22 protein-coding genes, 1 tRNA gene, 1 pseudogene and 1 riboswitch are annotated in these 21,522 nt (G+C 68.7%); of the genes and pseudogenes, 12 read left to right on the top strand and 12 right to left on the bottom strand.

Translation table 11 applies throughout. The features are described from left to right. Positions 1–29: 29 nt before the first annotated feature. From ndk to FK268_RS08975, 4 genes are read right to left on the bottom strand one after another with little or no spacing between them, the layout of a single operon-like run. Positions 30–443, bottom strand: a complete 414-nt coding sequence (gene ndk, locus FK268_RS08960) for a nucleoside-diphosphate kinase (RefSeq protein ID WP_068524796.1) — start codon at positions 441–443, stop codon at positions 30–32. 34 nt (positions 444–477) lie between these two features. After that, positions 478–879, bottom strand: coding sequence for a DUF4233 domain-containing protein (locus tag FK268_RS08965; protein WP_146433199.1), 402 nt, complete (start codon positions 877–879; stop codon positions 478–480). Then, complete coding sequence (gene folC, locus FK268_RS08970; protein WP_146433201.1) at positions 876–2,294, bottom strand: bifunctional tetrahydrofolate synthase/dihydrofolate synthase; 1,419 nt, start codon at positions 2,292–2,294, stop codon at positions 876–878. Before folC ends, FK268_RS08965 begins: the two co-directional genes overlap by 4 nt. Beyond that, on the bottom strand, positions 2,291–4,990 hold the full coding sequence (locus FK268_RS08975) for a valine--tRNA ligase (RefSeq protein WP_146433202.1): 2,700 nt from the start codon (positions 4,988–4,990) through the stop codon (positions 2,291–2,293). Before FK268_RS08975 ends, folC begins: the two co-directional genes overlap by 4 nt. 109 nt (positions 4,991–5,099) lie before the next feature. On the opposite strand from FK268_RS08975, the gene FK268_RS08980 reads away from it, so the two are divergent. Next, positions 5,100–6,719, top strand: coding sequence for an ABC-F family ATP-binding cassette domain-containing protein (locus tag FK268_RS08980; RefSeq protein WP_146433204.1), 1,620 nt, complete (start codon positions 5,100–5,102; stop codon positions 6,717–6,719). Between the two features lie 53 nt (positions 6,720–6,772). On the opposite strand, the gene clpX is transcribed toward FK268_RS08980, so the two are convergent. The 4 genes from clpX to tig form a co-directional block, all read right to left on the bottom strand. Next, positions 6,773–8,050: an ATP-dependent Clp protease ATP-binding subunit ClpX gene (clpX, locus tag FK268_RS08985; protein ID WP_146433206.1), complete on the bottom strand. Its 1,278-nt coding sequence runs from the start codon at positions 8,048–8,050 to the stop codon at positions 6,773–6,775. A 181-nt stretch (positions 8,051–8,231) separates the two neighbouring features. After that, a complete protein-coding gene (locus FK268_RS08990) occupies positions 8,232–8,894 on the bottom strand; it encodes an ATP-dependent Clp protease proteolytic subunit (protein ID WP_146433208.1) in 663 nt (220 codons plus the stop codon). A gap of 16 nt (positions 8,895–8,910) precedes the next feature. Then, a complete protein-coding gene (locus FK268_RS08995) occupies positions 8,911–9,504 on the bottom strand; it encodes an ATP-dependent Clp protease proteolytic subunit (protein ID WP_146433210.1) in 594 nt (197 codons plus the stop codon). Positions 9,505–9,641: 137 nt separating this feature from the next. After that, complete coding sequence (tig, locus tag FK268_RS09000; RefSeq protein WP_146433213.1) at positions 9,642–11,054, bottom strand: trigger factor; 1,413 nt, start codon at positions 11,052–11,054, stop codon at positions 9,642–9,644. Positions 11,055–11,224: 170 nt separating this feature from the next. On the opposite strand from tig, the gene FK268_RS09005 reads away from it, so the two are divergent. The 3 genes from FK268_RS09005 (at position 11,225) to FK268_RS09015 (ending at position 12,999) form a co-directional block, all read left to right on the top strand. Continuing rightward, positions 11,225–11,611 carry a DUF1304 domain-containing protein gene (locus tag FK268_RS09005; protein ID WP_146433214.1) on the top strand — a complete coding sequence of 129 codons (387 nt, stop codon included), beginning with the start codon at positions 11,225–11,227 and terminating at the stop codon, positions 11,609–11,611. Between the two features lie 10 nt (positions 11,612–11,621). Further along, on the top strand, positions 11,622–12,143 hold the full coding sequence (gene speG, locus FK268_RS09010; RefSeq protein ID WP_146433216.1) for a spermidine N1-acetyltransferase: 522 nt from the start codon (positions 11,622–11,624) through the stop codon (positions 12,141–12,143). A 100-nt stretch (positions 12,144–12,243) separates the two neighbouring features. Beyond that, positions 12,244–12,999, top strand: a complete 756-nt coding sequence (locus FK268_RS09015) for a YoaK family protein (RefSeq protein WP_146433218.1) — start codon at positions 12,244–12,246, stop codon at positions 12,997–12,999. Here the strand turns inward: FK268_RS09015 and FK268_RS09020 are convergent. Continuing rightward, entirely contained in the window at positions 12,959–13,486 is a 528-nt protein-coding gene (locus tag FK268_RS09020) for a winged helix-turn-helix transcriptional regulator (RefSeq protein WP_146433220.1), read from the bottom strand. The genes FK268_RS09015 and FK268_RS09020 overlap by 41 nt on opposite strands. An 89-nt stretch (positions 13,487–13,575) precedes the next feature. On the opposite strand from FK268_RS09020, the gene FK268_RS09025 reads away from it, so the two are divergent. From FK268_RS09025 to FK268_RS25200, 7 genes and pseudogenes are all read left to right on the top strand, one after another. Beyond that, positions 13,576–14,277, top strand: a complete 702-nt coding sequence (locus FK268_RS09025; protein ID WP_146433222.1) for an SDR family oxidoreductase — start codon at positions 13,576–13,578, stop codon at positions 14,275–14,277. Positions 14,278–14,305: 28 nt separating this feature from the next. Further along, positions 14,306–14,731: a tautomerase family protein gene (locus FK268_RS09030; protein WP_146433224.1), complete on the top strand. Its 426-nt coding sequence runs from the start codon at positions 14,306–14,308 to the stop codon at positions 14,729–14,731. A gap of 66 nt (positions 14,732–14,797) precedes the next feature. Continuing rightward, on the top strand, positions 14,798–16,129 hold the full coding sequence (locus tag FK268_RS09035; RefSeq protein ID WP_146433226.1) for an MFS transporter: 1,332 nt from the start codon (positions 14,798–14,800) through the stop codon (positions 16,127–16,129). Positions 16,130–16,336: 207 nt separating this feature from the next. Next, a pseudogene (locus FK268_RS24955) lies at positions 16,337–17,029 on the top strand (uracil-DNA glycosylase); the annotation flags it as partial. Positions 17,030–17,056: 27 nt separating this feature from the next. Beyond that, positions 17,057–17,425, top strand: coding sequence for a DUF488 domain-containing protein (locus FK268_RS24960; protein ID WP_166443470.1), 369 nt, complete (start codon positions 17,057–17,059; stop codon positions 17,423–17,425). 58 nt (positions 17,426–17,483) lie between these two features. Beyond that, positions 17,484–18,899: an L-lactate MFS transporter gene (locus FK268_RS09045; protein ID WP_146433228.1), complete on the top strand. Its 1,416-nt coding sequence runs from the start codon at positions 17,484–17,486 to the stop codon at positions 18,897–18,899. Continuing rightward, the gene (locus tag FK268_RS25200; RefSeq protein ID WP_269434216.1) at positions 18,896–19,024 is read left to right on the top strand and encodes an MFS transporter small subunit; all 129 of its coding nucleotides are present in this window, start codon (positions 18,896–18,898) and stop codon (positions 19,022–19,024) included. The genes FK268_RS09045 and FK268_RS25200 overlap by 4 nt, the downstream gene beginning before the upstream one ends. Before the next feature lie 10 nt (positions 19,025–19,034). Here FK268_RS25200 and FK268_RS09050 read toward each other — a convergent pair whose 3' ends face one another. From FK268_RS09050 to FK268_RS09060, 3 genes are read right to left on the bottom strand one after another with little or no spacing between them, the layout of a single operon-like run. After that, positions 19,035–19,358 (bottom strand): hypothetical protein, encoded by a 324-nt coding sequence (locus FK268_RS09050; RefSeq protein WP_146433230.1) that lies wholly within the window; start codon positions 19,356–19,358, stop codon positions 19,035–19,037. Positions 19,359–19,377: 19 nt separating this feature from the next. After that, the gene (locus tag FK268_RS09055; RefSeq protein ID WP_146433232.1) at positions 19,378–20,040 is read right to left on the bottom strand and encodes a DUF1361 domain-containing protein; all 663 of its coding nucleotides are present in this window, start codon (positions 20,038–20,040) and stop codon (positions 19,378–19,380) included. A gap of 30 nt (positions 20,041–20,070) precedes the next feature. Then, positions 20,071–20,922, bottom strand: coding sequence for a bifunctional 5,10-methylenetetrahydrofolate dehydrogenase/5,10-methenyltetrahydrofolate cyclohydrolase (locus FK268_RS09060; protein WP_146433234.1), 852 nt, complete (start codon positions 20,920–20,922; stop codon positions 20,071–20,073). Between the two features lie 13 nt (positions 20,923–20,935). Continuing rightward, positions 20,936–21,021: riboswitch (ZMP/ZTP riboswitch) on the bottom strand. 228 nt (positions 21,022–21,249) lie between these two features. On the opposite strand from FK268_RS09060, the gene FK268_RS09065 reads away from it, so the two are divergent. Next, positions 21,250–21,323, top strand: a tRNA-Pro gene (locus tag FK268_RS09065). Positions 21,324–21,522: the final 199 nt, after the last annotated feature.

The raw sequence follows: 21,522 nt of genomic DNA on the forward strand, positions 1-21,522 counted from the left end.
ATCAGGTGGGAGGAACAGGTTCTCGCAGGTCAGGCGAGACCGGGGAACCAGAGGGCGATCTCGCGAGCGGCGGACTCGGGCGAGTCGGAGCCGTGCACGAGGTTCTCCTGGGTCTCCAGGCCGAAATCGCCGCGGATGGTGCCGGGCACGGCCTTCTCCACAGGATCGGTGCCTCCGGCGAGCTGGCGGAACGCCGCGATCGCGCGCGGGCCCTCCAGCACCGCGGCCACCACGGGCCCGGAGGTGATGAACTCGAGCAGGGAGCCGAAGAAGGGCTTCTCCTTGTGCTCGGCGTAGTGGCCCTCGGCCACCTCGGTCGAGACGTGCTTGAGTTCGAGGGCCGCGATGGTCAGGCCCTTCCGCTCGATGCGCGCCAGGATCTCCCCGGACAGGCCGCGCCGCACGCCGTCGGGCTTGATGAGAATCAGAGTCCGCTCAGTCACGGGCAACAGCGTAGCGGCACCGTCGGGCACCACGTCACTCGGTGACGGGTTCCTGTCCGGGGAGCCGGCCCTCGGCCATCCGCTTGCGCACGTCGCGCTCGATGTAGGCGATGTACGCCCAGACGAGGGCGAAGACGATGCCGACCGCACCGATCCCCCAGTGCACGAAGAAGCCGGCGATGACCGCGAGCTGCATCGCGCAGAAGGCCGGGATCGCCCACGACTTCTTGACCACCATGCACCCGGCGAAGCACGCCGCGGCCAGGATCAGCACGTACGCCACCTTGAGCCCGGACAGGCCCGGCGAGAGCCGGATCACCACCGGCAGGGCCAGCAGGATCACGATCATCTCGAGGATCAACGTGCCCGAGAGGATGCCGCGGAAGCTCTTCCACGGGTCCCTGGGCGGCGGTGTGAACCGCTGAGGCTCGGTCACTGGGGTTCCTTTCCGAACAGCGAGCGCGCGGCACCCGCGGTGACCACGGAACCTGTGATGAGGACACCGACACCCGAGGCGGGTCCGTCCTCATCGTCGGACTCCTGATCGGCGAGTGCGACGGCCGTCTCGACCGCGTCCACCATGGTGGGCGAGGTGACGACCCGGTCCTCGCCGAAGATCTCCTCGGCGATGGCGGCGAGACGCTCGACCTCGAGCGCGCGGGGCGAGCCGTTGTGGGTCACGACGACCGTGTCGAGCACCGGCTCGAGCGCCGTGAGCACGCCGACGGCGTCCTTGTCCGCGAGGACGGAGACCACGCCGATCAGGGTGCGGAAACCGAACTCCGTCTCGATGGTCCGCGCGAGCGCCTGCGCGCCGTGTGGATTGTGCGCGGCGTCGAGGAGCACCGTCGGGGCGCTGCGGACCCGCTCGAGACGGCCGGGCGAAGCAGATTTCGCGAAACCCTCGCGCACCGTGTCGATGTCGAGCTGCTGGTCGGCGCCCGCGCCGAAGAAGGCCTCGACGGCGGCCAGCGCGACCGCGGCGTTGTTCGCCTGGTGCTCGCCGTGCAGCGGGAGGAAGACGTCGTCGTAGACGCCGCCGAGTCCCTGCAGGGTCAGCTGCTGTCCGCCGACGGCCACGCGCCGCTCGACGACCATGAACTCGGAACCCTCACGGGCGACGGCGGCATCGGTCTCGACGGCCCTGCGCAGCAGCACGTCCATCGCCTCGGGCTCCTGTCTGCCCACCACCATCACGGTGTCCTTGGGGATCAGCCGCTCGGGGGCGCGCTTGACGATGCCCGCCTTCTCCCCTGCGATCGACGCCAGGTCGGGGCCGAGGATCTCCACGTGGTCGAGACCGATAGGGGTGATCACGGCGACCTCGGCCGTCACCACGTTCGTGGCGTCCCAGGTGCCGCCGAGACCGACCTCGACGACGGCCACGTCGACGGGGGCCTCCGCGAACGCCGCGAAGGCCATCGCCGTGAGCACCTCGAACTTGCTCATCCGGGGGCCGTCGGCCGCCTCGGACTGCTGGTCGACGAGTTCGATGTACGGCTCGAGCTCGCGATAGGTGTCCACGTACTGCCGGGCGGTGAGCGGCGCACCGTCGACCGCGATGCGCTCGGTGGCGAGCTGCAGGTGCGGGCTCGTGATCCGGCCCGTGCGGCGCGAGAAGGCCAGCAGCAGCGAGTCGATCATCCGCGCCGTCGAGGACTTGCCGTTGGTTCCTGCGACCTGGATCGACGGGTACGCGTCCTGCGGCGAGCCGAGCAACTGCATCAGCGCCGAGATCCGGGCCAACGAGGGCTCGATCTTCGTCTCGGGCCAGCGTTGATCCAGCTCCGCCTCGACCTGCGCGAGTTCGGCGAGGTCCTCCGGGTCGGCGGCGAAGGCGGGGACCGTCACGCGGCGCCTCCGCCGAGCTGGGCGATCCGGGCGGTCAGTCGCTCGACCTCCTCCTGCGCGACGGTCCGCCGCGCGCGGATCTTGTCGACGACCGCATCGGGCGCCTTGGCGAGGAAGGCCTCGTTGCCGAGCTTCGCGGTGGTCCCGTCGAGCTCCTTCTGCGCGGCCTTGAGGTCCTTCTCCAGGCGCGCCCGCTCCGCCCCCAGGTCGACGGTGCCGGACGTGTCCAGTTCGACGGTGACGGTGCCGCCCACGAGGCGGACCTCGAGCGACGCGGTCGCCGCGAAGCCCTCTTCCGGCGGCGTGAGCCGGCACAGGCTGGCGGCCGCGGGGGCGAGCGATGTGAGCCCGGCCTCGTCGAGGCCGGTCAGCCGGGCCGCGACCCGCTGGCCGGGCTTGAGCAGCTGGTCGCTGCGGAAGCGGCGGATCTCGGTGACCAGTCGCTGCAGATCGGCGAAGCGGCGGGCGGACTCGACGCCGTCGGCGGGGATCTCGGCCGGCGCCCAGTCGAGCGACGGCCACTCGGCGATCACCAGCGAGGTGCCTCCGGTGAGCGCCTTCCACAGCACCTCGGTCACGAAGGGCATCGTCGGGTGCAGCATGCGCAGGACGACATCGAGGGCCTTGCCGAGGACGAGGCGGGTGTTCGCGCCCAGCGCCTCGTCGCCGTTGTCGTTCGCGGCGTGCAGTTGGAGCTTGGCGACCTCGAGGTACCAGTCGCACAACTCGTCCCACGCGAAGTGGTACAGGGCCTCGCAGGCCTTACCCAGCTCATTGGCGTCGAAGGCCGCGTCGGCCTCGGCCTGAACCGCGGCGAGGCGGTCGAGGATCCAGCGATCGGCGTCGGTCAGCGCGTCGCGGGCGGGGAGGTCGCCGACGTGGGCGTCGTTCATCAGTGCCAGCTTGGTGGCGTTGAACAGCTTGGTGGCGAACTTCCTCGACGACGCCGCGGCGTCGGCGCCCACGTTGAGGTCGGCGCCGGGAATGGTGCCGCGGGCCAGGGTGAAGCGCAGCGCGTCGGCGCCGTACTCGTCGACCCAGTCGAGCGGGTCGATGCCGTTGCCCTTCGACTTCGACATCTTCTTGCCGAACTCGTCGCGGACGAGCCCGTGCAGCAGGACCTCGCGGAAGGGGACCTTGCCGGGCGCGGACGGCTCGTCGCCGATGAAGGTGCCGAACATCATCATCCGGGCGACCCAGAAGAAGATGATGTCGTAGCCCGTGATCAGCGTGGACGTGGGATAGAACGTGGCCAGATCGGCGGTCCGATCGGGCCAGCCCATCGTCGAGAAGGGGAACAGGCCGGAGCTGAACCAGGTGTCGAGGACGTCCGGGTCCTGCTCGTAACCGGCGGGCGGGGTGTCCTCGGGGCCGCAGCACACCACGTCGCGGTTGCCCTCGGCGTCGGCCGGGCCGTACCAGACGGGGATGCGGTGGCCCCACCACAGCTGGCGGGAGATGTTCCAGTCGTGCATCTCGTCGACCCAGTCGAAGAACCGCGGCGCCAGCGACTCGGGGACGATCCTGGTGTCACCGTTGCGGACGGCGTCGCCGGCGGCCTTGGAGAGCTGATCGACCTTGACCCACCACTGCATCGACAGCCGCGGCTCGATCGGCTCGCCGGAGCGCTCGCTGTGGCCGACGCTGTGCCGGTACGGGCGCACCTCCTTGACGATCCGGCCCTGTTCGGCGAGGGCGTCACGGATCGCCTTGCGGGCCGCGAACCGGTCGAGGCCGTCGAACTGCGTTCCGGTGCCGACGATGTGGGCGGTCTCGTCCATGATCGTGGGCATGGGCAGGTCGTGCCGCTGGCCGAGTGCGAAGTCGTTCGGATCGTGCGCAGGGGTGATCTTCACCGCGCCGGAACCGAACTCGGGATCGACGTAGTCGTCGGCCACGACGGGGATGCGACGGTCGAGGAAGGGGTGCTCCAGCGTGGTCCCGACGAGGGCGCGGTAGCGCTCGTCCTCGGGATGGACGGCGATCGCGGTGTCGCCGAGCATCGTCTCCAGCCGGGTGGTGGCGCAGACGATGTGCGGCTCATCGTCGTTCAGCGATCCGTACCGGAAGGAGACGAGTTCACCGTCGACCTCCTTGTGATCGACCTCGAGGTCGGAGATGCCGGTCTGCAGCACGGGCGACCAGTTGACGAGGCGCTCCGCGCGATAGATCAGGCCCGCGTCGAAGAGCTGCTTGAAGATGGTCTGCACGGCGCGGGAGAGGCCCTCGTCCATGGTGAACCGCTCGCGCGACCAGTCGATGCCCACGCCGATGCGGCGCATCTGCCCGGTGATGTTGCCGTGACTGGCCTCCTTGAAGGCCCATGCGCGCTCGAGGAACTTCTCGCGGCCGATCTCGCGACGGTCGGTGCCCTCGGCTGCGAGCTGCTTCTCGACGAGCGACTGCGTCGCGATGCCGGCGTGGTCGGTGCCGGGCAGCCAGAGCACCTCGAAGCCCTGCATCCGCTTGCGGCGGCACAGCGCATCGGTGATGGTCTGGTCGAGCGCGTGACCGAGATGCAGGCTGCCGGTCACGTTCGGGGGCGGCAGGACCACCGAGAAGGCCGGCTTGGGCGAGCTGTTGTCGGCGGTGAAGTACCCGGCGTCGACCCACCCCGCGTAGATGTCCGCTTCTACCGCACCGGGCTCCCAGGCGGCGGGGAGGCGGTCGACGGCGTTCTGCGGCTCAGTAGTCACCCCACGATTCTAGTCAGTGCACGCGCGCGCCCGGCGTGGGGCTTCAGGCGCGGCCCCGACACGGAAAAGCGGTGGCGCATTCCCTCCCGTGAACGACAGGATGGGGCATATGGGACATCTCGAGGCGACGCACGTGGAGTACTACCTGCCCGACGGGCGGGCGCTCCTCGGTGATGTCTCGTTCCGGGTCGGCGACGGTGTGGTGGCGGCGCTCGTAGGCCGCAACGGCGCAGGGAAGACGACGCTGCTGCGGCTCCTCGCGGGCGAACTGGAACCACACGGCGGGACGGTGACCTCGAGCGGCGGCGTGGGCGTGATGCCGCAGTTCATCGGGTCGGTGCGTGACGACCGCACCGTGCGTGATCTGTTGCTGTCCGTCTCCGCGCCCCGGCTCCAGGAGGCCGCGCGCGAGCTCGACGCGGTCGAGCTCGCGCTGATGGACGACGACGGCGACGCGAACCAGATGCGGTACGCAACCGCGCTCGCCGAGTGGGGCGACGCAGGCGGATACGCGGCCGAGACCCTGTGGGACGCCTGCACCGTCGCGGCGCTCGGAGTGCCCTACGACCGCGCCCAGTGGCGCGGGCTCACGTCGCTGTCCGGCGGCGAGCAGAAGCGACTGGCCCTCGAGGCACTGCTGCGTGGCGACAGCGAGGTGCTCCTGCTCGACGAGCCCGACAACTACCTCGACGTCCCCGGCAAGGAGTGGCTCGAGGATCAGCTGCGGCAGACCCCGAAGACGGTGCTGTTCGTCAGTCACGACCGGGAACTCCTCGCACGTGCCGCCACGCGGATCGTCGCGGTGGATCCCGCACCGGGCGGCGCGGACGCGTGGGTGCACGGCGACGGCTTCGCCACCTTCCCGGCCGCTCGGGAGGAGCGCTTCGCCCGGTTCGACGAACTCCGGCGCCGGTGGGACGAACGCCATCAACAACTGAAGAAGCTGGTCCTCACGCTGCGCGAGCAGGCGAAGTTCAACGACGGCATGGCCTCCCGCTACTCGGCGGCGCAGACGCGACTGCGGAAGTTCGAAGAGGCCGGTCCCCCGCCGGAGCCGCCCCGACGACAGCAGATCGCCATGCGGCTGCGCGGCGGGCGTACCGGCGTCCGCGCGGTGACGGCGAAGCGGTTGGAACTGACCGGCCTGATGAAGCCCTTCGATCTGGAGGTCTTCTACGGCGAGCGGGTGGCGGTGCTGGGCTCGAACGGCTCCGGGAAGTCGCACTTCCTGCGACTGCTCGCCGGCGAGGACGTGGCGCACACCGGCACCGCGGCGCTCGGCGCGCGCGTCGTCCCCGGACACTTCGCGCAGACGCATGCGCACCCGGAGCTGCAGGGGCGCACGCTCGTCGAGATCCTCCGCCACGAGCACGCGGCCGATCTCGGACGTTCCATGCCCGCGCTGCGTCGCTACGAGCTGCACGGCCAGGCGGATCAACGCTTCGAGAGCCTGTCCGGCGGGCAGCAGGCACGCTTCCAGGTGCTGCTGCTCGAGTTCGAGGGGAGCACCGCGCTCCTGCTCGACGAGCCGACCGACAACCTCGATCTCGAGAGCGCCGAGGCGCTCCAGATCGCTCTGGAGGCCTACGAGGGCACCGTCCTGGCGGTCACCCACGACCGCTGGTTCGCGCGGACCTTCGACCGATTCCTGGTCTTCGGCTCCGACGGCACGGTCCGCGAGGCCGACGAGCCCGTCTGGCACGAGAAGCGCGTGCAACGCAGCCGGTAGCGAAGACGTGTGCCCCCGGCCGATACTCGGCCGGGGGCACACGTCAGTCGAGCCTAGGCGCTCTTCTCGCGCCGCTCGCCGCGAGAGTGCTTACGCGGCACGATCGTCGGAAGTACGTTGTCGCGCACCGTCTCCCCGGTAACGACGACCTTCGCCACGTCGTCGCGCGACGGGATGTCGAACATCACGGGGTTGAGGACTTCCTCCATGATGGCGCGCAGGCCACGGGCGCCGGTGCCGCGATGGATGGCCTGGTCGGCGATGGCGCCGAGGGCGTCCTCGTCGAACTCGAGCTCGACGCCGTCCATCTCGAACAGGCGCTGGTACTGCTTGACCAGAGCGTTCTTCGGCTCCGAGAGGATCGAGACCAGCGACTCCTTGTCGAGGTTCGAGACCGAGGCGATGACGGGAAGGCGGCCGATGAACTCGGGGATCAGGCCGAACTTGATCAGGTCCTCGGGCAGCACGTCGGCGAAGTGATCGACCGAGTCGACCTCACTCTTGGTGCGCACCTCGTTGCCGAAACCGATGCCGCGCTTGCCGATCCGGTCACCCACGACCTTCTCCAGCCCGGCGAAGGCGCCGGCCACGATGAACAGCACGTTCGTCGTGTCGATCTGGATGAACTCCTGGTGCGGGTGCTTGCGGCCGCCCTGCGGCGGGACGCTGGCCTGCGTGCCCTCGAGGATCTTCAGCAGCGCCTGCTGCACGCCCTCGCCGGAGACGTCGCGAGTGATCGACGGGTTCTCGCTCTTGCGGGCGATCTTGTCGACCTCGTCGATGTAGATGATGCCGGTCTCGGCGCGCTTGACGTCGTAGTCCGCGGCCTGGATCAACTTGAGGAGGATGTTCTCCACATCCTCACCCACGTAGCCGGCCTCGGTCAGCGCGGTGGCGTCGGCAATGGCGAAGGGCACGTTGAGCATCTTCGCCAGAGTCTGGGCGAGGTAGGTCTTGCCGCAGCCCGTGGGGCCGAGCATGAGGATGTTGGACTTCGCCAACTCCACGCCCTCACCGCGCGCGTCCTTGCGCTCGCCGGCCTGGATGCGCTTGTAGTGGTTGTACACGGCCACCGCGAGATTCCGCTTGGCGGAGTCCTGACCGATGACGTAGTTGTCGAGGAAGTCACGGATCTCGACGGGCTTGGGCAACTCGTCGAGCTTCACGTCACTGGTCTCGGCCAGCTCCTCTTCGATGATCTCGTTGCAGAGGTCGATGCACTCGTCGCAGATGTACACGCCGGGGCCCGCGATCAGCTTCTTGACCTGCTTCTGACTCTTTCCGCAGAAAGAGCACTTCAACAGGTCTGCGCCGTCCCCGATCCGTGCCATGCCCTGTGCCCACTTCCCTTGCTGATGACTCGCCCGCCCCGTTGCTCAGCGGGTGGCGCCTGTTTACGACGGTACCCGCGAACTTCCGTCCCGGCGACCGATATGAATAGCTTGCTGCAGGTGACACCGGGGGCCGCGGAACCCGCTCACGCGGCGTGTCGCGACCCCCGTGTCCTGCGGACTACTTCGCCGACGCCTTGCGGTACGGGAAGACCGTGTCGATGATCCCGTACTCCTTGGCCTGATCGGCCGTGAGGATGTTGTCGCGGTCCGTGTCCTTGCGGATCTGCTCCACGGTCTGGCCTGTGTGGGTGGCCAGGATCTCGTCGAGGCGGTTGCGCACGCGCTCCATCTCGTTGGCCTGGATCTCCAGGTCCGAGACCTGACCGCGGGCGCCGCCACCCGTGCGCGGCTGGTGGATGAGCACCGTCGAGTTGGGCAGGGCCGCGCGCTTGCCGGGCGTACCGCCGGCCAGCAGGATCGCCGCGGCGGACGCGGCGGTACCGAGCACCACGGTCGCCACGTCGCAGTGCACGTACTGCATCGTGTCGTAGATGCCGAGCGCGTCGTAGACGCTACCGCCGGGCGAGTTGATGTAAATCGTGATGTCGCGGTCCGGGTCCTGCGACTCGAGCACCAGCAACTGTGCCATCACGTCGTTCGCCGAGACCTCGTCGACCTGGGTCTTGAGGAAGATGATCCGCTCGTCGAAGAGCTTGGCGTAGGGGTTGGTGACCCGCTCGTTGCCGTTGGGCGCGCGCTCGATGAACTGCGGCACGTCGTAGCGCTGCTGCGGCAGCCGCAGGGCGGGGTGCGAGTAGGGGCTGTGGATACCGTCGGTCATGTAAGTGGTCCTCTCGCTACTTGACGGAGCTGGCGCGGCTGACGACGTGATCGACGAAGCCGTAGTCGCGGGCCTCTTCCGCGGTGAACCACTTGTCGCGGTCCGCGTCGATCTCGATCTTCTCGACCGGCTGGCCGGTGAACTGGGCGTTGAGCCGGTTCATCTCGACCTTCGTCTTGCGGAACAGCTCGGCCTGGATCGCGATGTCGGCCGCGGTGCCACCGATTCCGGCGGACGGCTGGTGCATCATGATGCGCGCGTGGGGCAGTGCGTAGCGCTTGCCCTTGGTGCCCGCGGCGAGCAGGAACTCACCCATCGAGGCGGCCATGCCCATCGCATAGGTCGCGACGTCGCACTCCACGAACTCCATGGTGTCGAAGATCGCCATGCCGGCGGAGATGCTGCCGCCGGGCGAGTTGATGTAGAGGTTGATGTCCTTGGTCGGGTCCTCCGCCGACAGCAGCAGCATCTGCGCGCAGAGCTGGTTCGCGATGTCGTCGTTCACCTCGCTACCGAGGAAGATGATCCGCGACTCCAGGAGGCGGCTGTACACCGAATCGTTGAGGTTCAAACCGGCGAGTCCGGTCCGCATGATGGGGTTGGAAGTCATCCGCTGCACCCTGCCTTTCTTTGCTGACATCGACACTAACGAACGGCACCGGCCGAACCGTCCCCCGGCACGCCCGGCTCCGCTGAGGGCAGAAACGCCCCGCAGCCGGTTCCGGCTGCGGGGCGCTCCGCGGGGTCCTACTTCTCGTCGGCCTCGGCGGTGATCTCCTCCGCCTCGGCGACCACGTCCTCCTCGGCCGCGGCCTCCTCGGCGAGCTCCTCGCCGGCGTCGGCGCGGTCGAACAGGGCCTTGGTGTCGACGGCGTTGCCGTCGGCGTCCTTGACCGTCACCTCGAGCACGACGTCCGCGAGGCCCTTGCCCCGGCGGACCTCCTGGAAGAGGGCGGGAAGCTGACCGGCCTGCTGGATCTGCTGGATGAACTCCTGCGGCTGCATGCCGTAGCGCTGCGACTGGAACAGGATGTGCTCCTGCAGCTCCTGCTGGTCGACCTGCACGTCCTGCGCGTCGGCGATCGCGTCGAGCAGCAGCTGCACCTTGACCTGCTTCTCGGCGGACTCGCGCGCCTGCGTCTCGAACTCCTCGCGGGTGGTGCCCTGCGCCTTGAGCGCGGTCTCGAGGAGCTCCTCGTTGTGGCCCACCTGGTGCAGCACGTCGTGCACGTTGGCGTCGGCCTGCTCCTTGACGACCGCCTCGGGCAGCGGCACCTCGACGGCCTCGAGCAGCTTGTCGAGGACGGCGTCCCGGATGTCCGCGGCCTGGCCGAGCTTCTTGTTCTGCTCGACGCGCTCGCGCAGGTCGGCACGCAGCTCGTCGACGGTGTCGAACTCGCTCGCGAGCTGGGCGAACTCGTCGTCCAGCTCGGGCAGCTCGCGCTCCTTGACGGAATCGACGACCACGGTCACCTCAGCCTCCTGGCCCGCGAACTCGCCGGCCACGAGGGTGGTGGTGAACTGCTTCGACTCGCCGGACTTCAGGCCGACGACGGCCTCGTCCAGACCGTCGATGAGGTTGCCGGAGCCGACCTCGTGCGAGAGGCCGGTGGTCTTGGCGTCCTCGACGTCCTTGCCGTCGACGGTGGCCGACAGGTCGATGGTGATGAAGTCGCCGGTCTCGACGGCGCGGTCGACGCCCTTGAGGGTGCCGAAGCGGGCGCGCAGGCCCTCGATCTGCTCATCGATGTCGGCGTCGGTGACCTCGAGCGACGGGACCTCGACCTCGATGGTCGAGTACTCGGGCAGCGTGATCTCGGGGCGCACGTCGACCTCAGCGGTGAACGAGAAGGTCTCGCCGTACTCGAGCTTGTCGATGTCGATCTCCGGCTGGCCGAGGGCCTTGACCTCGGACTCCAGGACGGCCTGGCTGTACTTGCCGGGCAGCGCGTCGTTGATCACCTGCGAGAGCACGGCGTCGCGGCCGACACGCGCCTCGATCAGCTTCGCGGGGGCCTTGCCCTTGCGGAAGCCGGGGATGTTGACCTGCTGCGCGAGCGTCTCGTAGGCGCGATCGAAATCGGGCGCGAGCTCGTCGAAGGGAACCTCGACGCTCAGGCGGACGCGAGTCGGGCTCAGCTGCTCGACGGTGCTCTTCACTCGTTCTCCTCGGGTTGGTATCAGCAGGAGGGCCGTGATGTGCGGTTTCCTGCGGGCAGCACGGGACCCCGTCGGGCCCACGGCACTCGGACAAGCGTACGCGACGGTGTCCGGTCCCCGACAGGCCGGGCGGGCGGGCGTACGGGCCGACGATCCGACATGATGAGCGGATGATCCTGGCCGGACTCGTCCTCGCCGCCCTGGCGGCGCTCGTGCACTGCTTCATCTTCTATCTGGAGTCGATCGCGTGGACCTCCGCGCGTGCGCGGGCGGCCTTCGGTACGACCGAGGAGACCGCTGAGGTGACGCGCCCACTCGCGTTCAACCAGGGCTTCTACAACCTGTTCCTGGCGATCGCGGTGTTCCTGGGGATCGTCCTGTTCTCGTCGCAGCGCGCCGTGGGCGCCACGCTCGTGCTCGTGGGCGTCGGATCGATGCTGGCCGCGGCACTGGTACTCGCGCTGTCGGACCGGTCGAAGCTCCGGGCGGCCGCGATCCAGGGAACCGCACCGCTGCTCGCGATCATCGCACTGGTGATCGGTCTCCTCGCGGCCTAGCGTGGGTTCCATGACCGTTCAGCTGCGCGCGATGGAGCGCACGGACCTGCGGTTCGTGCACGGACTGTTCAATGACCGCGCCGTGATGTCGTACTGGTTCGAGGAGCCCTTCGACGCGCTCGCCGAACTCGAGGACATCTACGAGCGACACGTCCACGACGAGCGCGAGCGCCGGTTCATCATCGAACACGACGGGCTACCGGTGGGCCTGGTCGAGCTCGTGGAGATCAACTTCATCCACCGGAACTGCGAGTTCCAGATCATCGTCGCGCCGGCCGCACAGGGCCACGGCTACGCGGGCGTCGCCACGCGCAAGGCGCTCGACTACGCCTTCCGGATCCTCAACCTGCACAAGGTGTACCTCTACGTGGACGTCGCGAACGAGAAGGCGGCGCACATCTACGAGAAGATCGGTTTCGTCCAGGAGGGGCTGCTCCGCGAGGAGTTCTTCTCGAACGGCTCCTACCGGGACGCACGCCTGATGGGCGTCTTCCAGCGCGACTTCCTCGCCACCGACTCGCCGCCCGCCTGAACCCGCTCCGCGCACAGTGTGATGCGCCTCCCACCGCGGCTCGAATGTGAATCGATGCGGCCGCACGGCGAAGGCCGGTTCCCCTCGGTAACCATGGGGAATGACCACCTCGACGGAGCATCAGCCCACGAAGCAGCAGCCCCGCCCGGTCGTCTCCCGGGATGCGGCCATCGGTTCCGACGCGCGCCTGTCCTGGCTCCTCGCCGGGGTCGCCGGCATGGTCGGCGCGGTCGCCTTCCTCCATTCGGCCGGGTACTTCGTGACCTTCATGACCGGCAACACCGAACGCGCGGTGCTCACCTGGTTCAAGGCCTCGGACGCGCAGCAGATCGCCGGAGCGGGCGCGCTCGCCGCGACCGCCCTCATCGTCGCCTTCGTGACCGGCGTGGTGGTCGCCTCGATCTGCCGCCGGTACTTCTGGCACGGACATCCGCACGGGCCGACCGTGCTGACCACCGCGGGCCTGCTCGTCGCGTCCGCGACGGACTTCGTTCTCGACGGATTCGACGAGCCGGAGGTGCGTTTCGTCCCGATCCTGATCATCACGTTCTCCCTGGGTGCACTGAACACCTCGTTCACGAAGAACGGCGAGGTCTCGGTCCCGCTGTCGTACGTGACCGGCACGCTGGTCAAGCTCGGACAGGGCATCGAGCGGCACGCGACGAGGAACGGCACCGTCTTCGACTGGCTCGGATACGCGCTGGTCTACGTGGGCTTCGTGCTCGGCGCCGCGGTCGGCGGCGTCATCGGCTCGTTCGTCACGGGCCCGCAGGTGATCCTCGTGGCCGGCCTCCTCTGCGGCGTCACCACCCTGGTCACCTTCCTCCACTCGGATCGGCAGAAGCTGCTGGGCTGACCCCGTCCGCCGCGGGCCATCGATCCGGGTTGAGCCGGATCTCGATCGCACTCGCGGGTATCTCGGCACCGTCGACGGCGGGCCGCGTCCGGACCGCATCACCCGATTCCGCGTCCACGAAGACGAGCGGCGGACCGTCGGGCTGCAGGTGGGCGTCCCCGAACTGCACCAGGGCCAGGAACACCGGGAGCAGATCCTGCCCGGCCGGGGTCAAGTGGTACTCGGCGCGGGCTCGCGAACCGGGCTCACGGTACTCCGTCGCCACGATGAGATCGGCGGAGGCGAGTTGCTTGAGGGCGCGCGACACCGCCGGCGCCGAGGTCGCCGTCCGGGTGACGAGATCATCGAACCGGGTGGTGCCGTAGAGCAGTTCCCGCAGCACGAGGAACACCGTCTTCGTGGTGAGCAGATCGAGTGTGCGCGCCGCGGAGCAGCCGTCGCCGATCGCCCACCTGCTCCTGTCGCGCAGTCGTTCCTCGAACTCCATGGCACCATCATAACTAACGCTTGCGTTAGTCAGAAGTGAGTGCTTCAATCAAGCTGACTAACGTAGTCATTACTCAGAAGGAGTTCGCCATGGTCGCTCTCAAGGACGCCGTCGTCGTGGTCACCGGAGGCCGGCGGGGCCTCGGCGCCGCACTGGTCGACGGTGCGCTCGCCCGCGGGGCCACAAAGGTCTACGCCACCGGCCGGGAGCCCTTCATCGACGCCCGGCCGGAGGTGGTCCCCGTCGCGCTCGAGGTGCGCTCCGACGACTCGGTCGCCGCCCTGGCGGAGCTCGCCGACGACGCCACGATCGTCTTCAACAACGCCGGGGTCATGACCCCGACCCCGCTTGTCACCGGTGCGCCGCGGGAGATCGAGGCGATGTTCGACGTGAACGCCTTCGGCCTGCTCCGGGTGGCCCGCGCGTTCGCTCCCGTGCTCGCGGCCAACGGCGGCGGCGCGCTCGTCGACATGCACTCGGTGCTCTCCTGGCTGGCCGGCTCCGGCGGATACGGCGCCTCCAAGGCCGCCGCCTGGTCGATCACGAACTCGCTGCGCGCCGAGCTCGCAGCGCAGGGGACGCAGGTGGTCGGCGTGCACGCGGGCTTCATCGACACCGAGATGGTCACGGAGATCCCGCTGCCCAAGGCGACGCCGGCTGCGATCGCGGGCGCGATCCTCGACGGCGTCGAATCGGGCGCGGTCGAGGTCCTGGCCGACGCCGTCAGCGAGACGACGAAGGCCGCCCTGTCCGGCCCCGTCGAGAACCTGGCCTTCCCCGCCCACGCCTGACGCACCCACCATCGAACAGAGGAATCCCATGCCGCTCTGGAACATCCACCACACGCCCGACGTCTTCACGCCCGCCGAGAAGGAGACCCTCGCTGCCGCCATCACGGATCAGTACGCAGCGATCGGGCTCCCCCGCTTCTACGTCGTCGCGCTCTTCCACGAGGTCTCGCCGGAGAACTTCTTCATCGGCGGCGCGAGCGCGCCCACCGCGGTACGCATCGCCATCGACCACATCGCCCGGCACGCATCCGATTCGGCGAGCCGGACGCGGATCGCCGAGTGGGTGCGCGCGATGGTCGCGCCCGCACTGACACGGCACCCGGATCTGCAGTGGGAGTTCCATGTCGACGACACCAGCGAGGAGATGTGGATGATCAACGGCCTCGTGCCGCCGCCGGCCCAATCGGAGGCGGAACGGAGCTGGGCCACCACGAATCGGACTGCGGTGTACTGACCCCGGTTGCGGTCACCGCGATCACAACCGGTGACAGGGGCACCGGTCGCCGATAGGTTCCGGCCGGTGAGTACCGCCACCGTCGACACCGCACCCGCGACCTCCGCACCGGACCGCTCCCAGCTGCGGAGAGTGATCGCGGCGTCGCTGCTGGGCACGACGGTCGAGTGGTACGACTTCTTCCTGTACTCGACCGCCGCATCGCTGGTGTTCAACAAACTCTTCTTCCCGGACACCAGTTCGTTCGTCGGCACGATGCTCAGCTTCGTGACCTTCGCGGTCGGATTCGTCATGCGACCCGTCGGCGGCTTGGTCTTCGGACACATCGGCGACAGGATCGGCCGACGGCAGACGCTCGCGTTGACGATGCTCCTGATGGGTGCGGCGACGGCGCTGATGGGCGCACTGCCGACCGCGGGGCAGGTGGGCGTTCTCGCGCCGATCCTGTTGCTGCTCCTGCGCATCGTGCAGGGTTTCGCCCTCGGCGGCGAGTGGGCCGGCGCGGTCCTGCTCGCCGTCGAGCACGCACCCGCCGGACGGAAGGGACGCTTCGGCGCCATTCCGCAGGTCGGGCTGGCGCTGGGACTGGGTCTCGGCACGGCCGTCTTCGCGCTGCTGCAAACGGTTTTCGACGACGATCAGTTCCTTCGGTTCGGCTGGCGCATCGCCTTCGCCGTCTCGATCGTGCTCGTGGTGATCGGCATCGTGGTGCGCCTGGCGGTCGACGAGACGCCCGCCTTCGTCGCGGCACGTGCGACGCTCGACACGACACGCACTCCCCTGCGCCAGTTGCTCTGCGATCCGGCGCTACGGCGCAGCACGATCGCGGGATGCCTCGCACGCTGGGCCGAGGGGAGCGCGTTCAACACCTGGGGCGTCTTCGCGATCACCTATGCGACGGCGTCTCTGGCGATGAACAAGGTGGAGGTGCTCCTCGCGGTCACCGCGGCCGCCCTGGTGATGGCCGTGGTGATCCCGTTCGCGGGTGTGCTGGCCGATCGCGTCGGACCCGGCCGGGTCTACGGAATCGGCGTGCTGTTGTACGGGCTGGCGGTCTTCCCCGTTTTCGGACTGTTCGGCACCGGGTCGATCGTGTGGTTCACGGTGGGCCTCGTCGTGGTCTTCGGCCTGATCCACGGCGTCTTCTACGCGGCGCAGGGCACCTTCTTCGCGAGCCTGTTCCCGACCGAGGTCCGGTACACGGGCCTGTCCGTCGTGTACCAGTTCTCGGGGATCTACGCATCGGGCCTGACGCCCCTCATCCTCACGGCACTCATTCACGGGTCCGACGGTGCGCCGTGGACCGCCGCGGGTTACCTGGTCGCGACCGCGGCGGTCTCCGTAGCGGCGACCGCGTGGATCCGCCGAGTCGCCCTCACGCGCTTCGATGGAAACTGATTGGAACATCCGATCGCCGTCTGATATTGTTTCGAACAAGTTCGTGAGCGTGACTGTAAACCGCTCAGTGAAACAGAGGCCGGGGCGCGTTACAGGTGCCACCGGCCTCGCCCATATCCAGAGCCCCTCGCGCGCCCCGCGGCCTAGGCTCGTGTCATGGCCCGTCCCGCCCGATCCACAGCGCCGGAGAAGGCACCGTCCGCGGCGATGAGCGCGCGATCCGTGCGGGACCTGGACTCTCTGATCCGCTCGTGCCGGGCATGCCCGCGGCTCGTGGCGTGGCGGGAGGACGTCGCGCGCGTGAAGCGCGCCGCGTTCGCCAACCAGGAGTACTGGGGCAAGCCCGTTCCGGGGTTCGGGCCCGCGGACGCTCGGATGCTCGTCGTAGGGCTGGCGCCGGCGGCGCACGGCGCCAACCGGACCGGGCGCATGTTCACCGGTGATCGGAGCGGCGACGTGCTGTTCGCCGCCCTGCACGCCGTCGGGCTCGCGAACCAGCCTCACGCCGTCGCGGTCGAGGACGGCCTGCGGCTCACCGACGTCCGTATCAGCTCGCCGGTCCGCTGCGCGCCACCGGAGAACAAGCCGACGCCGGCCGAGCGCCGCGCGTGCTCCCCTTTCCTCGCCCGCGAGCTCGAGCTGTTGACGTCCGTGCGGGTCGCGGTGGTGCTGGGCGGATTCGGCTGGCAGGCTCTCTTCGCGGTGCTGTCCGACGGTGGCTGGCTCGTCCCGCGCCCGAGGCCCGCGTTCGGGCACGGCGCCTGGGTGGACCTGAACCATCCCGACGGCCGCACGCTCACCGTGCTCGGCTGCTTCCATGTGAGCCAGCAGAACACCTTCACCGGACGGCTCACCCCCGCCATGCTGGAGGATGTTCTGACGACCGCCCGATCGATCGCGGTCGACGGCGCGGCGAAGGGAACCAGCATGACGGTCCGGGTCAAGCGGGTGTACGAGGCGCAAGCAGAGGGCGACGGTGAACGGATCCTCGTGGACCGGCTGTGGCCCCGCGGGATCAGCAAGGACCGCGCCGATCTGACCGAATGGTGCAAGGCCGTCTCGCCGTCGACGGAGCTGCGGAAATGGTACGAGCACGATCCCGCGAGGTACCCCGAGTTCGTCGAGCGGTACAAGGCCGAGCTCGCCGAACCCGAAGCGGCGTCCGCCTACGACGGGCTCGCGGCACGGGTGTCCCGCGGTCCGGTCACCCTCCTCACCGCGTCGAAGGCGGAGGACATCAGCCACGCACACGTGCTCGCGGCCCTGCTGAGTGGACGCGATCCACTCGTACGGTGAGCTCACGGACTTCGCCGACCCGCACCGTCGAACTCCTTCCGACTGCTAGCGTCGCGCCGTGGCCGCGTTGTCCTTCCTCGACCGAGAGCACTCCGTCGCACCGCTGAACTACAACCGGTGGTTGATCCCTCCTGCGGCGTTGGCGATCCACCTGTGCATCGGCCAGGTGTACGCGACGAGCGTCTACAAGGACGCCCTGGTCAAGCACTTCGACACCAACAAGACGATGATCGGCATCGTCTTCTCCATCGCCATCGTGATGCTGGGACTCTCCGCAGCCGTCTTCGGCACCTGGGTGGATCGAGTGGGTCCGCGTCGCACGATGTTCACCTCCGCGAGCTGCTGGGGCGCCGGGTTCCTCATCGCCGCAGCGGGTATCGCGACCGGCCAGTTGTGGCTCGTCTACCTCGGCTACGGCGTGGTCGGCGGCATCGGGCTCGGATTGGGCTACATCTCGCCCGTGTCGACGTTGATGAAGTGGTTCCCCGATCGGCCCGGTCTTGCGACGGGCATGGCCATCATGGGCTTCGGCGGCGGCGCCATGGTCGCCTCCCCGCTGTCGAAGGAGCTCCTGAAGCTCTACGGCGGCGCGGAGGCCGGCGGCAGCGCGGTGACCAAGCTCTTCCTGACCCTCGGCATCGCGTACTTCCTGGTGATGATGATGGGCGTCTTCACGATTCGCGTGCCCGCGCCCGGATACATGCCCGCCGGCTTCGAGCCCGCGAGCGTCACGTCCAAGGCGATGGTCAGTGGCGGGAACGTCTCCGCCGCCAACGCGATCAAGACGCCGCAGTTCTGGCTGCTGTGGATCGTGCTGCTGTGCAATGTGACTGCGGGCATCGGCATCCTCGAGCAGGCCGCCGATATGATCCAGGACTTCTTCCGCGACGCCGGCGGCGTGTCCACGGTGACCGCGACCGTCGCCGCCGGCTTCGTCGGGCTCTTGTCCGTCGCGAACATGGCGGGTCGCCTCGGCTGGTCGACGACCTCGGACTACATCGGGCGCAAACCGACCTACATGATGTATCTCGGTGTCGGTGTCCTGCTCTATCTCGGGCTGGCCACCGTCGGTGCGTCGTCGACGGCGTTGTTCGTCCTGTTCTGCGCGGTGATCATCTCCTTCTACGGAGGCGGATTCGCCACGGTGCCGGCGTACCTCCGCGATCTGTTCGGCACGTACCAGGTGGGCGCGATCCACGGTCGGCTACTGACGGCGTGGTCGACGGCGGGCGTACTCGGCCCGCTCATCGTCAACCGGGTACTGGACTCGAAGAAGGACCGCGTCGACGAAGCGGGGAAAGCAGTCCCGCTCGAGGCGGCGGATTACCATCTCGCCCTGTACATCATGGTCGCCGTGCTCGTCGTGGGCTTCCTCGCCAACCTGGCCATCCGTCCCGTCTCGGATCGGTGGCACGAGAAGGGCACCGTCGTCGACGCCGTCGACGCGGCGCACGGACCGAAGGGAGCATCGTGACCGAGGCCGAATCCGATGGACGGCACCCCGTCCAGCTCGTGGTCACCTGGACCCTCGTGACCGTCCCGCTGCTGTACGGGCTCTACCACGCCGTCGACGCGGCGCTCCAGCTCTTCCAGGGCTGACTCTGCGCCCTCAGCGGGTCCTGCGGAAGAAGGCCCGTCGGGGGTTCCGAGGTTCCGGCGGGATGAGCACCTCGCGGAAACGATCGGAGAAACCCGCGATCGCCCGCCGCTCGTCGTCGAGGAGGCGTCGGTTCCCACTGGTCACCTCGACCGCGATCGGCGTCCCCGGGCCCACGCCGAGATCCGCCCAGCAGAGCGGGAGGTTCTGAGCGAGCAAACGTCGGCCACCCACGACGAGGTAGATCCGGGAGACGTACCGCGCAGTCTCCCAGCTCAGCCTCGCGGCACGGTCCCCGTCCAGGTAGCCGTGCGCGACGAATCGCTCCAGGTACACGGCTTCGACGGTACGCCGGTCAGGCGCGCTCCGGGCCCGTGTCGGCGGCCTTGACGGGCGGTGTGAGCGAGAAGATCGTGAGGTAGGCGAGCCCGAAGAACGCCGCGACTGCGACCGCGACACCCGTGGATTGGACGTAGGAGAACGGCGAGGTCACCCAATCGAGTGTCGCGACGACCACCGCATCGGGCCGGGTCACCAGATCCCACGAGTTCCACCGCTGGAAGCGGCCGATCACGACGCCGATCGCGCACAGCGCGATCGACAGTACGACGGCGAGCCACCCCCACCGCGCCCCGAACTCGCGCTGCAACCGTCGGTGCACCAACAGCATCGAGACGACGCCCAACAGAATCCCCGTCCACGCGGCAAACCCGTACTGCAGGACGTGACGCCACATGTTCTCACCGTCGCCGAGATGGACCAGATCGGTGACGAGGTACGGGGAGTTGGGCAGGAACGCCAGCCAGCCGGCGCCGAGCGGGACCAGCGCCCAGCGGCGGCGGACCGTCGCGAAGCCGACAGCGAACAGCATCGGGATCCACGCCAGGAAGAGGTTCCAGATGAGGAACCGGCTCGGATAAGTCAGTGGCGCCGCAGGATCCGTAGTCCCGAGCACCACGGTGAGCGCAGTCGTGGCGAGCAGGGAGGCCAACAGCATCGCGCCGCGCGTTCTGGTCATCAGATCAGTTTGCCAGCCTGCACGAGTTCGTTAGGTTCGGTCAGGTCCGCCGGGGTGGCACCGCTCACTGCGCCACTCTGCGGCGTCGACGGTGTGTGCCAGCAGCATTGCGATCGTCATCGGCCCGACACCGCCCGGCACCGGCGACACGGCACTCGCCACCTCGGAGACCTCGGGAGCCACGTCGCCCGGGGTGAATCCCGCGTCCACGACGGCAGCCCCCGAGCGGACCATCTCGCCCGTGATGAGGCCTGGCCGCCCCGCCGCAGCGACGAGCACGTCGGCGCGCCGCGTGTGAGCGGCGAGGTCGGTGGTCCGGCTGTGACACAACGTCACCGTGGCATCGCGTTCAGTGAGCATCGCGGCCAAGGGCTTTCCGAGGATCGCCGATCGTCCCACGACGACGACATCAGCTCCTGCGAGGGGCACGCCGTAATGGTCGAGCAACGCGATGATGCCTGCGGGCGTACAGCTGCGGTGGCCGGGGCGCCCGAGCGCCGCTGCGGCGAAAGCGGCTGAACTCGTGCCGTCCACGTCCTTCGTCAGTGGAATCGCGTCGAATGCGGCGCGCCCATCGATGTGGGCCGGAAGTGGGTGCTGGAGGAGGATGCCGTGCACCGACGTGTCGTCCGCCAGCTCGGAGAGCACGGCGAGCAAAGCCGAGGTCGACGTATCCGACAGCAGATGGACGTGCACCGTGCCGAGCCCCCACCGGGCGCTTCTGCGTCGCTTCATCTCGACGTACTTCACAGATCCGGGATCGTCTCCGACCAGCACCGTCGCGAGGGTCGGCACGACCGATAGGTCGGCGGCCCGTGAGGCCGTTTCAGCATTCATCCGGTTCGCGATCTCGATACCGGAAAGGACATTGGACGTGGGCATGCGCTTCTCCTGGGTCGATTGCCCAGGCGCGCGGCACCACTAGCGGTTGGGCCGCTCCCCACTGGTGACCCAGCTGATGCGCCAGTCACGGCCGTCTCCCACGATAGCGCCGGCGAGCGCCGAAATCGATCGCCACCGTCGAACATCCTGTGTAGCGTCTGCGTCGACTCCGCCCAAGTCGCCTCTACCCGGTACGGACGCGACCTGCCCGCGATGGTGAGGGTGGCCGCCCGTTCGAGCCGGGCCGGAGCCGGAGGGCTCACAGCGACGCGGGCGCAGTCGGGGTCCTCACGACAGGTACTCTCTACCTGGTCGCGGAGGCGATCACGGGATGTGGCGCAGCTTGGTAGCGCATTCGCTTTGGGAGCGAAGGGTCGCAGGTTCGAATCCTGTCATCCCGACAGAATTTGCAGGTCAGCAGCATTGAAGCACCGGCGCGACACTCCCCTGATCGCTAGATCCCAACGGAAACCCAACGGAAACGGCTCCGGCGGGACGAGGTCAGACATCTCGTCGTGGCGCACGCGCGCGGCGGATCGCATCAACGATCCGGGCGTCCTGCTCAGGCGCCGGCGGCGCGCCGCTCCCCCGCCCGGCCAT

The sequence above is a fragment of the Tsukamurella sputi genome, assembly GCF_007858445.1.
Taxonomy (GTDB): Bacteria; Actinomycetota; Actinomycetes; order Mycobacteriales; family Mycobacteriaceae; genus Tsukamurella; species Tsukamurella sputi.

Bases quoted from the DNA above. Each gene is read 5' to 3' on its own strand.
- FK268_RS08980 (WP_146433204.1), top strand. From the start codon at position 5,100: ATGGGACATCTCGAGGCGACGCACGTGGAGTACTACCTGCCCGACGGG.
- clpX (WP_146433206.1), bottom strand. From the start codon at position 8,050: ATGGCACGGATCGGGGACGGCGCAGACCTGTTGAAGTGCTCTTTCTGC.
- FK268_RS08990 (WP_146433208.1), bottom strand. From the start codon at position 8,894: ATGACCGACGGTATCCACAGCCCCTACTCGCACCCCGCCCTGCGGCTG.
- FK268_RS08995 (WP_146433210.1), bottom strand. From the start codon at position 9,504: ATGACTTCCAACCCCATCATGCGGACCGGACTCGCCGGTTTGAACCTC.
- FK268_RS09005 (WP_146433214.1), top strand. From the start codon at position 11,225: ATGATCCTGGCCGGACTCGTCCTCGCCGCCCTGGCGGCGCTCGTGCAC.
- speG (WP_146433216.1), top strand. From the start codon at position 11,622: ATGACCGTTCAGCTGCGCGCGATGGAGCGCACGGACCTGCGGTTCGTG.
- FK268_RS09015 (WP_146433218.1), top strand. From the start codon at position 12,244: ATGACCACCTCGACGGAGCATCAGCCCACGAAGCAGCAGCCCCGCCCG.
- FK268_RS09020 (WP_146433220.1), bottom strand. From the start codon at position 13,486: ATGGAGTTCGAGGAACGACTGCGCGACAGGAGCAGGTGGGCGATCGGC.
- FK268_RS09025 (WP_146433222.1), top strand. From the start codon at position 13,576: ATGGTCGCTCTCAAGGACGCCGTCGTCGTGGTCACCGGAGGCCGGCGG.
- FK268_RS09030 (WP_146433224.1), top strand. From the start codon at position 14,306: ATGCCGCTCTGGAACATCCACCACACGCCCGACGTCTTCACGCCCGCC.
- FK268_RS24960 (WP_166443470.1), top strand. From the start codon at position 17,057: ATGACGGTCCGGGTCAAGCGGGTGTACGAGGCGCAAGCAGAGGGCGAC.
- FK268_RS09055 (WP_146433232.1), bottom strand. From the start codon at position 20,040: ATGACCAGAACGCGCGGCGCGATGCTGTTGGCCTCCCTGCTCGCCACG.
- FK268_RS09060 (WP_146433234.1), bottom strand. From the start codon at position 20,922: ATGCCCACGTCCAATGTCCTTTCCGGTATCGAGATCGCGAACCGGATG.